Source organism: Mesorhizobium sp. NZP2298 (genome assembly GCF_013170825.1).
GTDB lineage: Bacteria > Pseudomonadota > Alphaproteobacteria > Rhizobiales > Rhizobiaceae > Mesorhizobium.
In genome coordinates this window covers 6,638,098-6,651,580 of the sequence record NZ_CP033365.1, presented here as the reverse complement: position 1 = coordinate 6,651,580, position 13,483 = coordinate 6,638,098, and the positions used below count along the sequence as shown (strand labels likewise).

The window sequence follows — 13,483 nt, the reverse complement described above, 5'->3', positions numbered from 1 at the left end:
GCATGCCCTGTGCTCGGCTATTCGAGCTTCTCCAATGCCTGCCTAATGTCATCTCCGGCGTCCTCCGGCAACGGCAAAATAGGGCGCGGTGGCTGGACGTGCGCCAGACCGAGGTAGTCGGCGATGACGAACATAACGCGGAAGCTGCCGTAGTGTTTGAACAAGGTCCAGAGCGGCCCGAAAGCGCGGTTCAACCGAGTGGACTCCACCGCGTCGCCGGACTGCGCTGCACGCGTCAGCGCAAGCGCCGGGACCGGCAGCAGACCTGCCGCAACGCTGTACCAGGTGTCACATCCGGCAAGCAGGGCATCCGCCGCGCCCCAATCGCCGCTGTATCCGATTGTGAACGTGTCAGGCGTCATCGACCGCAAACGTGCCAGTTCTCCCGCGTAATCGTCATTCGCCGCCAGAGGCATTTTCACCGCGACGATGTTGGACACCTCTGACAGCCGGGCGATCAATGCGTCGCTGAATGTGAAGCGCGTGGTGCTTGGATTGTTATATATGCACAAAGGCAATTCCCCCGCCTCGGCCACGGCGACGAAGTGCTGGAAGACTTCGTCCTCGTTCAGGGGAACGTAGGACATCGGTGCCAGGAGCAGGCCGTCAGCGCCAGCGGATTTGGCATCGCGCGCCAGAGCCTGAGCTTCATCGGTACGCAATGCACCCACACCCACGACAAGAGGCGTTTTGCCGCCGATGCATTCCACGGCAGCCTGAACGGCACGCTTGCGTTCTTCCCTGGTGAGGTAAGCATAACCGCCCGTGCTCCCCAGAAGGCCGATGGAGTCCGCTCCGGCGCGTTGAATACGCTCGAGAAAACGAGCCAGACCCTCGGTGTCGACATGCCCTTCCGCATCGGTTGGCGTAAGGGGGAACGCCGACAGGCCGCGAAACAAAGTCATCATCCATTCCTTTCGAAACTACATACGGGAAAGCAGCATACGCAGCCCGGCGAACGCGAAGAACATCGCCAACAGACTTTCGATCCAGCGGCGGCAGCGGCGATATAGAGCCACCATAGGCGGTGTGGAGAAGACAATGGCGTAGCCGCAGAATATCGTGACACTTAGGATGGCGCAGCCACCCAATATCGCCGCGATGCTTTGCCACGATGAATTCGGACCGATCCCCAGCGTGACGAGCGCGATCCATGCCAGCACGGATTTTGGGTTCGCCAAATGCATCAAGAGGCCCTTCCTATAGAGCTCACCCCGCGAAAGAGCGACTTGGTCGGTCGATGCGCGCACCGCCAGCTTCTCGTTCGACGTAAGCGCCGACCGTCCCGCCCTGAAGGCGAGGAACAGCAGGTAAAGCCCCCCGAAAACCTGCAGAACGAGCAGTGCCTGGGCGTACCTGGCCAACAGGGCGGAGATGCCGGTGGAGGCCATAAAACCCCAAAAGATCGAGCCGCTGACGACGCCGGAGGCAAGCATGAGCGCAGCACCTCTGCCGCGCGCCATCGCAACCCCCATAATGCGCATGTTGCTCGGGCCGGGGCTCCCTGCGGCAATGACATATGCAGCAAAGACGATGAGCAACTGATGGAGATCGACATTCATTCTCTCAGCCCTTGATAATCTCGATCGGATCGATCGCGCCGGATGCCCCGGGCGGCGATGGATCCACTCGCTCGACCGGAAACCTCATCCGGCGATGGCAATTTCTTGGCTCGCGATTTTGCAGCCAGGCATCAAGGCATTCAGCCCTCCGACCATGGCATCCGTCGCCTCTGCCAATCCATCGTCCGGCATGGTCTCCAACGCCTCCAGTACGAACCACATCCGGCCTGTTAGGGTCTTCAGGCGGGTTCGAGTGCCCTGTCGCCAGTTCCAGCGTCGGCAGGTGACGCCAATGTCGTCGCGCCAGATGACCTCACCGGGCAAGGGAGGATCGTTGACCGCCTCTCCATTCATCATGGTGTCGAACGTCTCACTCCCGTCAGCGATCGTCAGGTGGGGTCTTCCGACATAGGCGTCAAAATTCTCTCCACCCACCGGGACTGCGTATTTCAGGCTGATGGCGTTGTAGAGATCGACGATCGGGTTGATCGTCGAAAGAGTGCCGTCTTTCAGAACCCGCTTTCTGAGGGCCTGGGCTGAGCACGGCGTACGGTTAGGCTTCGCGCCAAAGACGACGTAGGCGTCGGACCAACTCGCCAGATGAGCTTCTGCCCAAGCCGGGCCATCCGCCAACGCGCAATCGCAGGCTTCACCAAGCAATCGGGGATCGAAACGTCCTTCTCCAGCTGAAGTGGCATCGACGTAGACGCTCACGGCTCTAAATCCCGATGCAATATTCTTAATTCGACCGTCGATGATGGGACCCTCAAACATCCAGGCAACTCCATCAGTTCGAGCGCAAGCAATCCATGACCGGCGCGACCAGTCACGATCGCTTCCCTGACTGCAAGCCAATATTGCAGTTCACTGGTCCAAACTAAACTGCCACTTTTGGAGATTTTAATTGGTCCAGTATAAGGAGGGTTCTCGCAGCACGGGAGCGACGCGTCGAATTTATCAATCCCTGATCAAGCAGATCCAGGCCGGAGTGTACGGGTGTCGGTGACGCCACCCAGTTCTCCGCAAGCAAGCGGCCCACAAGTTCCCCATGATCCGGTCATGCTGTTGTGAACCCTAGGGCATTATGGTCGATGCCAGCGCCACCAGGGTGGCGTCGTACTGTTCGAAACCCCCCGATTGTTACCGCGGTTTTGCTTGACGCGCGCGATGACCTTAGCTGAGGCCTAGGATGAAGCGCCGATTGGAGGGACGGATCGACCGCGCGTTAGATGCGTAAAGCGTCGTAAACCGCTTGATGTCTGCGGTGTCGACCTCGACCGGTTCCATTGCAACCATCCACTCCACGTTTTCGGTGCAGGGCGGAGTCGTTAATGATCCCTCATAGGTCCAGTAGCCGAGCGAGGCCGGCAAAAGCCCGTTGGGATCGAACTCGTCAACTGCCATCTCCTCGCCGGGCCGGGCCGGAAAGACCTTGGCGAGACCGGCAAAGCTGATATTTGTCGCGCCAGGCGTAAGAAGGGCGCTCAGCACACCCAGAGTATCGCTCTTTGTGTCTTTATGGACAAAATGCGCTTCCATCGGGAAGCTCATGCCCGCCACGTGATGCTCGCTCGGCGCGTGGAAATGCAACTGTGCCAGTTGGTAGACGCGATCCCCGCGGGTCAAGGTGCTGCCTTCCGGCATGTTGATTTGAATGGTGTGGCCGTTGTTCACCATCCTGCCGCCGCCCTTGAGCCAACTGATGTCGATGCGCGGTATATCCGCCTTTACCGTGCCGGCGATGTCGATGGGTGACTGCTGCCTGCCCGCCGAACAGGCGAAATTTCTCGTGTCCAGATCGGCCCAATGCTCCGGCCCGACCGAGCCGCCATATCCCCAATGGGCGCTGGCCGCACGCGCGGTCTGGGCGCAGATCGGGCACACGCCCAGCGCCATGAATGCTCTAATCAGGTTACGACGATGCATATTGCCTCGCTCCTTGATGCGAACCTAATGTCCTTGCTTCCAATTGGTGCAGTCAAGGCACAGCCGCAAGGGCGGGCGTAGGTTGAGCCGCGCCACCAGCGTACACGCCAGCCAGTCCTCGTCGAACTGGTAAACTGGAAGAAGCGTCGCCGCCGGCGATCGTTGGAGGCTACGCTCGCCGGTCCGTGGAAATGGCTGGCGACGTGGCTCAGATTCACCGTGCCGCCGCTGATCAGGCCAACAACCAGCACAGCCGCGTCGCCGGTCCGGCTGTTACTCGGCGGTATGTGGCGCGTAACGTTGAAGCGGGAGTGTCGGGCAGGCAGTGCATTGCAAAGGATCCCCTCTTTGGCGAGACGAATTCCTCCATTCCAACTGATTCCCGACCTCTCGGCCACCCACTGTGTAGCCTGCCCGCCACGCTCTCCAAGACCATAAAGGCATGGATAAAACTCGCGAATACGCCTTGGAAAGCAGGTCTCAAAGGGCAAGGGGACCTTCCATCTGGAAAATGCCAAGCAAAGCTCGCGTTCGGACGATCCATGCGGTTGCCAGGCTGGCTGCCTCCGGTCAGGCGAGATCCGGATCCTTCCGCGAGGATAGCTGTAAACGTCCACAGGCTGCATCGCTGTGCGCTTTGCCCTTCGATGGCGGGAACACAACCCGCACGGAGGCGACGAATGATTCAGCTGATCACACCTGGCCTCTACAGCGAATTCGCAGGCGAGCTCAAAGAGATGCACGGGCTCAGATATCGGGTTTTCAAGGAGAGGCTCGATTGGGAAGTTCAGACCGGAGGCGAAATGGAAACAGACACCTTTGACGACTTGAAGCCTGTCTATCTGCTGCTCAAGGGATCCGATTGGCGAATTCGTGGCTGCGTGCGCCTCTTGCCAACCACTGGGCCGACCATGTTGCGCGACACATTCCCGGCGCTGCTGGGTGAAGCTGTGGCGCCCGCGAGTCCCGACATATGGGAAAGCAGCCGTTTCGCGCTCGATTTGCCCCCATCAACGCCCAAGGCGGCAGGCGGCCTTGCCCAAGCAACCTACGAGCTCTTCGCCGGCATGATCGAATTCGGCTTGGCCAACAATCTCACCCGGATCGTGACGGTGACCGATACGCGTATGGAACGGATCCTTCGCCTCGCAACGTGGCCATTGTCGCGCATCGGAAAGCCGCAGCCCGTCGGCAAAACGGAGGCGGTGGCCGGGTTTCTCGAGATCTCTCACGCCAGCCTGTTGCGCATCCGCTGGAGGGGACGTCTGAATGGGCCGGTACTGTGGCGACCGATTCTCGGCCTGCCGCACGGCCCATGCGGATAGCTAAGACGTGGTGCGTGGCCCCAGGATCGGAAGAGGGTTTGCTTCTCGTCGCCGAAAGGAGTCATTGCGTCCCGAGGAATGATGCATGAAGCAACGTCCGCACAATTGAACGGCGAGATCAGAGAGTGCGCTGGGGCTACCCATTCGCACTCGGCCCAAGTATTCCCCGTCTCCTCCGGCCGGCTTGCATGCTATTAACGCAGGTGAGGGCGCCGGCCATGATATGCGCAGCCCGTTGAAGGCGGAAGCGTACGCCCCGGTTCACATCACCCGCATTGGACTGAGGTTTAGTTCATCCATGGCGTGGATGATGGCTATCCCAACAATCAATTTTACCGAACTTACCGGATTCCATTAGAAGACTCTAACTGAGCGCATGCCGGGCGGCGTCCCTCGTCTGCGTCGGCTAAGGCTGCCGGGAAGAATTCGGAGAAGAACATGTGCGGAATTGTTGGCATCGTTGGGCAACAGCCGGTGTCGGAACGCCTGGTCGACGCATTGAAGCGTCTGGAATACCGCGGCTATGATTCGGCCGGCATTGCGACGATCACCGAGGGCACCTTGCACCGCCGGCGCGCGGAGGGCAAGCTCGTCAATCTCGAGAGGAGACTCAAGGAAGAGCCGCTGGGTGGTACCATCGGCATCGCCCACACCCGCTGGGCAACCCATGGGCCACCGACGGAACGCAATGCACACCCGCACTTCACGGATGGTGTGGCCGTCGTCCATAACGGCATCATCGAGAATTTCGCCGAACTGAAGGACGAATTGGCGGCGACGGGAGCCGAGTTCCAGACCGACACCGACACTGAGGTCCTTGCGCATCTCTTGGCAAGGCACCGCCGGGAGGGCATGAGGCGTGGTGAGGCGGTGCATGCCATGCTGAAAAGCGTCAGGGGTGCCTACGCGCTTGCCATCCTCTTTGAGGATGATCCGTCGACCATCATTGCGGCGCGCAATGGACCACCGCTGGCGATCGGTCACGGCGACGGCGAGATGTTCCTGGGCTCCGACGCGATCGCGCTTGCTCCATTCACGAATGAAATCACCTATCTCATCGACGGTGACTGGGCCGTTGTCGGCAGGACGGGCGCTGATATCTTTGATTACGACGGCCACCCCGTCGCGCGTCCGCGCCAGACCTCCGTGGCCGTGGCCACTCTGGCCAACAAGGGCAGCCATCGCCACTTCATGGAGAAGGAAATCCTCGAGCAGCCCGAGGTCATCGCCGATGCGCTCGGTCATTATATCAATTTCATCGAAAATGGTGCCGATGCGGTTTTTGGCATCGACTTCGCCAAGATCCCGAGCTTGGCGATCTCTGCCTGCGGCACCGCATATCTCGCCGGGCTGATCGGAAAATACTGGTTCGAGCGCTATGCGCGCCTGCCGGTCGAAATAGATGTTGCATCCGAATTCCGCTATCGCGAGATTCCGTTGTCGCCGCAGTCTGCGGCTCTGTTCATTTCACAGTCGGGCGAAACCGCCGATACGCTGGCATCGCTGAGGTACTGCAAGCAGCTTGGGCTGAAAATTGGCGCTGTCGTCAATGCGCGCGAATCGACCATCGCTCGGGAGGCCGATGTGGTCTTCCCGATCCTTGCCGGCCCAGAGATCGGCGTCGCCTCCACCAAGGCCTTCACCTGCCAGCTAGCCGCTCTTGCCGCACTCGCCATCCACGCAGCCAAGGCCCGCGGAACCGTGACCGAAGATGAGGTGCAGGCGCTCGTCGAGAGCCTCGCCGAAATGCCGGGCCTCATGAGGCAGGTACTGGACAGCATCCAGCCGGAGATTGAGCTTCTGTCGCGCGAACTGTCAAAGTGTCATCATGTCCTTTATCTCGGCCGTGGCACAAATTTCCCACTGGCGATGGAGGGTGCGCTGAAGCTCAAGGAGATTTCCTACATCCACGCCGAAGGCTATGCGGCGGGTGAATTGAAGCACGGTCCTATCGCATTGATAGACGAGAACATGCCAGTGATCGTCATCGCGCCACATGATCGCTTTTTCGACAAGACCCTCTCCAACATGCAGGAAGTGGCCGCCCGCGGAGGGCGCATTATCCTCATCACCGATGGAAAAGGGGCAGCCGCATCGAAACTCGATACGATGCACACGATCGTGCTGCCGGCCACCGACGAGATTATCGCGCCGATGATCTTCTCGCTGCCGATACAGCTTCTTGCGTACCACACGGCGCTCTTCATGGGCACAGATCTCGACCAGCCACGCAACCTGGCAAAATCAGTCACCGTCGAATGATGTGACGCCTTCATTAGTCGCAACGCTCGCCCATTCGGAAAAACTCCAAGCACTTCAACCGGGGCTCAAGCGCGCCGCTACCGCCTTGCCGTTATTTGCTGGGGCATGCCGTTTAGCGACGATTGGTTATCCCTCTGGCCTCCCCTCACGCTGCTTGGCTGTGCCTACGGGCAAACCCGGCCGAGAAAAGCATCGAATACGCAGCAATAGCGCTAACCACAAAGCGATCCTCCTGCCGCATGCGGATAAAACCCTTCGCTGTCCACTATTTCGTCCTCGCTCGATGATTGCGGCTCGCCGCGGTCTTCGTCGGTGAGACGGTAGCCCTTTGACTTTGCCAGGCGGCCAGCTGCGATGTGCGGGCTGTAGGAATCCCGTGTAACCTCGTTCTGGATCTAACGCTCACCGATAGGCCCGGCCAGTCGCAAGAGGACCGGGCGATGATCGACACTTCCAGGAACCGCTCGATGGTTCGGTCGAGCGCGAGGATCATGAAATCGTGGTCGCACGGCACGAGATTGGGCGAGATAAAGACATGGTCGATCAGCGACTTGAAGGGCGCCTTGACGCAGGTGATTTGCTTGTCCGAAGCATCCTGCGCGGCGAGCGCGGTCAGGCCGGCGGCGGTCAGCGCGGTCTCCGGAAGCCAAGGTTGCATTGAGTCGCCGCCGATTCAGTCGTTATCGAAGCTGGGATACTGGGCGAGTTCGGCGATTGCTTCGGCGATCACGCGCCCACCCATCTGCCGGCGGCCTCCACCGTGTCGCCGGACTGCGCCGCACGCGTCAGCGCAAGCGCCGGGACCGCCAGCAAACCTGCCGCAACGCTTTACCAGCTGTCACATCCCGGCAAGCGGGGCATCGGCCGCGCCCTAATCGCAGCTGTATCCGATTGCAAACGTGTCAGGGCTTATCTGCCGCAGGCGTGGCAGGTCCCCCCATAATCGTCATTCGCCGCCTGAGGCCACCGAGATGAAGCTCTTCCTCCCGTTAGAATGAACGTTCGAAACGGAGGATGCCGCCGACACTGCTCTTTTTGTTGGCATTAGCCCAGCTAATGGAAGGGTCGACCTTGCCGACGGCGAAGTCGCCGTAGCGGTCATAGTCGAGCTCGGCTGTAATTGTGAAATCTGCAAGAAACGCATAGGCAACGTTTGCAGCGACTCCATAGTTCCTGAGCTGATCACCCGAGAGCTGAAGATTCAACGAAGTTGTCTCATTGAGCTTGTAAGTGGCGCCGGCCCAGAAAGCCCAGTTACCGCCCCAACTTTTGTAGAACCCGCGACCATGAGCGTCGATTGCGTTAGTGACGTCATCGTTGAGCTTGCCGCTGGAGCCGTAGCCGAACATTCCGAATAGCGAGAGTTGGTCGGTAACATCGACGTCGATGCGGACCTTGCCGGCGACCGATTCGTAGTTGCTATCATAAGCGACAACGCCGGTGATCGCGCCCCAGTGTTGTGTGTATTTCACTCCGCCGACTAGGTGCGGAACGTAGCTGTCGATGGTGCCGACCAGGCCCGAGCCTTCTTCGAGTGAAACCACAGCCGAAAAGCCGTTACCGCCGTCAAAGTAGTACTGAACCACATTAGTATCGAAGGCGCCGTACGGGATAAGCATCTGATTGAGCACGTCGCCCGCGGAGCCAATAAACATGTCGAAGGCGGACCAGTCCTTGCCAACTCGGAGGCCACCAAGCTGAACCCAGGCGAAAGTCAACGTGATGCCTTGGCTGAAGGCATAGTATCGAGGACTGTCCGAACCGGAATAGGCGGTGTGCTTGCCGTAGTTCATGCGGGTCTCGATGTAGGTCTGCAATGTACCGAGTTCGGTCTCTTGCCCGGTCCAAGTTTTGAATGTGAAACGCGTGTGGTTTTGCCATATGCCCTGGGCCGCGCCAGTCTTCACATCCGTGGTTCTAGCTTTGTCATACGATACGACATCGCCGAGGCCGATGTCGTAACGGATATAGCCGCCGATGCGCAGGCAGGTCTCGGTGCCGGGGATGTAGTAGTAACCAGCGCCGTAAACGTCGCAGATCTTGACGTATTCAACGGGCTCAGGCTCGGCCAGGACGATGGCGTCGGCGGCTCGGGCACAGGAAACGGCGATCAGGGCCGCAGCTGAGCCGAGCAGGAGGCTCCTGATGTTCATTCTTGATCTCCGTTCAAATATTGAAGAACGGGACGTCAACGAACGAGCCAGCCCTTCCTGTCCCCACAATCGAAAACGATGCACATCGCTGCGCCTATCGCAGTGTGACACACGGATCACAATAATTATTCAACAACAGGGGCGATGAAGCTGAATCATACTTTAACACGATAAGTTGTTGTTCTCATATCACCTGCTTGAAATGCCCGGGGAGGAATCAAACACTTCCGAGTCGATCGCCATGATTATCTCCGATAGCTGCGGGCGTACCGTCACAACGGCTTCGAAAATCACCCCGCAAATGACGTGCCAACCTCACGACCAAGCTACGATTGACACTCAAGTTTGCCGTCGGACCTTGGTTTGCGTTTCCTTTTTTGCTCTGAGGGTCAAGCTGAGCATGAAAAGCAAATGTTTCGGACATGGTTCGTCTGTTCGCTTCGCGACAGTATCGTTCAATGGCGATAGCTTTTGTTTGTTTTGAGCCTCGACATTGTTGACATCATGCGAGTGCACCGCTCGGTACGTCAGCCGAGATGCCCCACTGATGCCGACATGCCTAGGCGTAAGCGTCCTCGTTAGGGCGAAGGGCCACACCTCGGCGGTGGCGAGGTGCACCAGCTTTCCAGCTAGTCCGGACAAAGTGGTTCCGAAAGGCGGGAGGGTCGAGACGAGCCGTTGTAAGCCCCTCTCTAAATCGGAAGCCGTGCATGGGCCATTTTTGTTTTTACGGAAGCACATGCGAATTCGCTCGATTGTCAGTTGCGAGCGATGCTTGAGTTGCGCTTCACTCCGGCGCTTTGCCGGGCCACAGGAGCGCGATTTGTCGGTGATCATGCGCCTGGCGTAGCGCTACTTTCTAAATTGGTTCATCAGGCTTGCAGCCTTGGCAGGGGCGGACCTGGACGGTCTCCTCGAGCACAATTCCCGCTCTGACAGACGGTGCGCCACGGCCAAAGCCTCGTGCCGGCAATTAATACGACGAACTCATCGAGATGCCAGGTATCGCTACGTGACGCCGTCTTACGCACCAGCCGGCGAGCAAAAGTCTGGTCCCAACGCCGAATCGACTGGTCGGATGCGGCATGCTGCGTTCCATCGGACGCTGAAGGGAGGGGATAGGATAGGATAGGATAGGATAGTAACACCAAACGGTGTGCGGGAAAGTCTCGACGGGAAACCCATGGCGCTTGTCCCTGACCAGCGCGTGCTCATACCATCGCTGTCCAGCCAAGGCTGAATGGGGCTATCGCTGCGAAATAATCGGGCCCAAAGCGGAACGGACTGATATAGCGCAAAGACACAGGAGAGCGCAGTGGTAAGGATGGAAGGCAACAACATGGGACGGTAACTGTTGCAGACCACAAAACATCGCGAAGCCCGCCTGCCTTGGTACACCATCTATCCGACTGTCGCGGAGTTCTCTGGGGCGGTCGGCGCCGACGCTTATGAGGAATGGCTCAGGAACCTACCGGCTAACGATCCGGCGTCACTCTACTTGCACGTTCCGTTCTGCCGATCAAAGTGCTGGTATTGCGGCTTCCCCACCACCATCACCCGCCATGATGCGCCGATCGTTAGTTATCTGGCGGCGCTGCGTGACGAGATACGTTTGGTCTCGGAGCACGCGCCGCAGGCGCTGCCCGTGAGCGATGTGCATTTCGGCGGCGGAACGCCAACTCTCATGGGGCCAGTTGAGTTCCTCGCCCTGACGGAATTCCTGCGCCGCCACTTTGCGCTTGCGGAAACAGCTACGATCGCCGTCGAGATCGATCCACGCACGTTCACGGCCGATATGGCCGAAGCCTTGCAAGCAGCCGGCGTGAACCGCGCGAGCCTCGGCGTGCAGAGCTTCGATCCCACTGTTCAAAAAGCGATCAACCGGGTCCAGAGTGAGGCGCAGACGGCGGCTGCCGTCGAAATGCTGCGTCGGCATGGAGTGACAAGCATCAACTTCGACCTCATCTTTGGTCTCCCGCATCAAACGGTGCAGTCTTGCGTCGAGACCACGAGGGCGGCGGTCGCCATGCGCCCCAACCGGCTTGCGGTGTTCGGCTACTCGCACATTCCGTCCTTTATTAAGAATCAGCGCCTCATCGAGGAGGCATCGCTTCCGGGCAGCGCTGCCCGCGCCGAACAGGATGCGGCCATTGCCGTGACGCTGATTGCCGCCGGCTACCGAGAGATCGGGCTCGACCATTTCGCCTTGCCGGACGACGATCTCGCGCTGGCACAGAAAACCGGTCGCCTGCGGCGCAACTCGCTGGGCTACTCGGCCGACACCTGCAAAACCCTGATCGGTTTCGGCGCGTCGGCTATCGGGCGTGTTGGCGTGGGCTACGTCCAGAACGAGGTTACACGGGATTCCTACTGCCGGCACATCGCAGCTGGCCGTCTGGCGACGTCAAAGGGCTACCGTCTCACCGACGAAGACCGCGCGCGAGCCGCAATCATCGAGCGACTAATGTGCGATCTCGAGGCCGATGTGCCGGCAATCTGTGCCGCCCACGGATCTGATCCAATCCATTTTCTCGATTCAGCTGAACGCTTGGCGATGCTTGCCAAGGACGGGATTGTGGACATCGAAAAGGGTTTTGTCCGCGTACGGCGGCAGCATCGTTTTGCGATGCGCGTTGTCGCTGCCGCATTCGACGCTTTTCTCGACCGGGTTGCCCGCTGAGTCAGCCAAACGGTGTGAGGAGGCCTAGGCGACGCCGAAGCGAAATTTGACGCCCATGCGGTTTCCTTTCTTCGAGGTCAGGATTTCACAGCCGTCGCCGGCGTAGCAGGCCTCAAGCGGCCTCGAAGAAAGCCACGGTGTCGCCATCGATCGTGATCCGCTCGAATTGGTGCGATAGCCGATCTCGTAGTAGGCGCGTACTCATCTGCGCTCTGGTCGCCGCTCTCCGCCTTATAAGCCATGACTGGATCGAGCGTTCCATGGTCAGGAAGGGATAGACCAACTGCCAATCCCGGACCCAAATTCGACAGGGCGCGCTGCTTGATCTGGTCGTCCTCAAATGTAGATCGGCTGGACCGCGGGATCGTGGCTATATGCGTGATCTTTCTCAGCTGCTTGATCGTGGATCTTGCCGCTCCCGCCGACGGCCACGATGTGGAAGGGCTTGCCCTCCACGGCGATCTCGCCGTTCCTGCTGAACGATCCCGCCGACACGATATAGGGCTTGAGGGTCGGTCACGACGATGTTGTCCCCTGCCGCGGCGATGCACGGCCGTGCCCGTCCATCGAATAGAGGTCGTGAGCTTGAGCGAGTTGGCGATCTTGCCAGCCACGAAGCTTGGCGTTCTGGTGACGCTCAACAAGGCGACCGCAGCAATGGAACGTGCTGCCAGAGAAGCCGAATCCGTTGAGGCGGGCGGCAAGCTGCGGCCGCGCGTGCAAATCTGTATGGTCAGGGAACTATTGAAGGGCAGAAAGCCCACGCTTCCACCTGTCTATGACATTGTCTCTGCCGCTGCCGCCCGGCAGGTGGCCGCCGCGGTTGCCAACGCGACAGGAAATACGGGACCCGCCGTCCTTCAAATATTCCATCGCCGGCAGCGGACAGAAAGCCACGAACAATCAGTCGCCGACACCTGTGAACAAGCCGTGTGCGACATTGCAATCATCCATTTATTGGCTCAACTGCCCACATGGCCGTGAATGAACTGGATTTGTTGGTTTTCCAGATGGCAGTGGAAAGCGTCCGCTCACTCTGCTTGAGCTTCAATGACAAAGCGGCGGAGATAGCCGCGAGGAGCCGCGGAAACCTGCTTTTCGATGTGCGGATCGATGATGACGCCGAGGTCCAACGGCTCGCAGCCATCCGATATCGAGGCGGGCAGATTGGTGTGCTGGCGTTGGACAGACAAGGCCTTATTAGCCGCTACTGCGTCATCGACGATACCTTCTCCCGCTTCATTGCACCGTTGGAGAATTGGACCAGCATGCCGGTGTCAATGCAGGCCAAATTCGATGTCACTCACCATGCCGGCCTCTTCCTAGACGCGTTGCGAAATGCCGGTCATATGCTTGGCAACTAGGGCTGGCGGAACGCATCTGTGGATCTTTGCATCCGCCTGGGCGTTTGAGCCGGCGGCTCATCGAGGTTCTGCAGCGCGCGGATGTGCCACGGCCGGGGTGATAGCCGCCTCTGCCCAACAGATCGCCGGCGAGGGCTTGTCGGACAATGAATGTCGTCAATCCACCGTCCGAGAAATGGTGTCTGGCTCACAAGAAGCACAGCGAATTGAG

The 13,483-nt window shown here is 59.3% G+C and carries 11 protein-coding genes; 5 read left to right on the top strand and 6 right to left on the bottom strand.

Annotation, left to right across the window (positions count from 1 at the left end):
* Positions 1-17: 17 nt before the first annotated feature.
* From EB231_RS31675 to EB231_RS31660, 4 genes are all read right to left on the bottom strand, one after another.
* Complete coding sequence (locus tag EB231_RS31675; RefSeq protein WP_069093303.1) at positions 18-905, bottom strand: dihydrodipicolinate synthase family protein; 888 nt, start codon at positions 903-905, stop codon at positions 18-20.
* An 18-nt stretch (positions 906-923) separates the two neighbouring features.
* Positions 924-1,562 carry a LysE family translocator gene (locus tag EB231_RS31670; protein ID WP_010914002.1) on the bottom strand — a complete coding sequence of 213 codons (639 nt, stop codon included), beginning with the start codon at positions 1,560-1,562 and terminating at the stop codon, positions 924-926.
* A gap of 84 nt (positions 1,563-1,646) precedes the next feature.
* Positions 1,647-2,336 carry a B3/B4 domain-containing protein gene (locus tag EB231_RS31665; RefSeq protein WP_172352297.1) on the bottom strand — a complete coding sequence of 230 codons (690 nt, stop codon included), beginning with the start codon at positions 2,334-2,336 and terminating at the stop codon, positions 1,647-1,649.
* Positions 2,337-2,735: 399 nt separating this feature from the next.
* Entirely contained in the window at positions 2,736-3,488 is a 753-nt protein-coding gene (locus tag EB231_RS31660) for a carbonic anhydrase (RefSeq protein WP_172352296.1), read from the bottom strand.
* 680 nt (positions 3,489-4,168) lie between these two features.
* On the opposite strand from EB231_RS31660, the gene EB231_RS31655 reads away from it, so the two are divergent.
* Complete coding sequence (locus tag EB231_RS31655) at positions 4,169-4,813, top strand: acyl-homoserine-lactone synthase (protein ID WP_006329186.1); 645 nt, start codon at positions 4,169-4,171, stop codon at positions 4,811-4,813.
* Positions 4,814-5,251: 438 nt separating this feature from the next.
* Positions 5,252-7,075, top strand: a complete 1,824-nt coding sequence (gene glmS, locus EB231_RS31650; protein WP_069091245.1) for a glutamine--fructose-6-phosphate transaminase (isomerizing) — start codon at positions 5,252-5,254, stop codon at positions 7,073-7,075.
* 265 nt (positions 7,076-7,340) lie between these two features.
* On the opposite strand, the gene EB231_RS31645 is transcribed toward glmS, so the two are convergent.
* Together EB231_RS31645 and EB231_RS31640 are read right to left on the bottom strand one after the other, a co-directional pair.
* On the bottom strand, positions 7,341-7,733 hold the full coding sequence (locus EB231_RS31645) for a hypothetical protein (protein ID WP_172352295.1): 393 nt from the start codon (positions 7,731-7,733) through the stop codon (positions 7,341-7,343).
* Between the two features lie 331 nt (positions 7,734-8,064).
* Positions 8,065-9,228, bottom strand: coding sequence for a porin (locus tag EB231_RS31640; RefSeq protein WP_172352294.1), 1,164 nt, complete (start codon positions 9,226-9,228; stop codon positions 8,065-8,067).
* Between the two features lie 1,354 nt (positions 9,229-10,582).
* On the opposite strand from EB231_RS31640, the gene hemN reads away from it, so the two are divergent.
* From hemN to EB231_RS31620, 3 genes are all read left to right on the top strand, one after another.
* Positions 10,583-11,908, top strand: coding sequence for an oxygen-independent coproporphyrinogen III oxidase (hemN, locus tag EB231_RS31635; protein ID WP_172352293.1), 1,326 nt, complete (start codon positions 10,583-10,585; stop codon positions 11,906-11,908).
* 585 nt (positions 11,909-12,493) lie between these two features.
* A complete protein-coding gene (locus EB231_RS31625) occupies positions 12,494-12,892 on the top strand; it encodes a hypothetical protein (protein ID WP_172347046.1) in 399 nt (132 codons plus the stop codon).
* Entirely contained in the window at positions 12,883-13,272 is a 390-nt protein-coding gene (locus EB231_RS31620; protein WP_172352291.1) for a hypothetical protein, read from the top strand. The genes EB231_RS31625 and EB231_RS31620 overlap by 10 nt, the downstream gene beginning before the upstream one ends.
* Positions 13,273-13,483 lie beyond the last annotated feature (211 nt).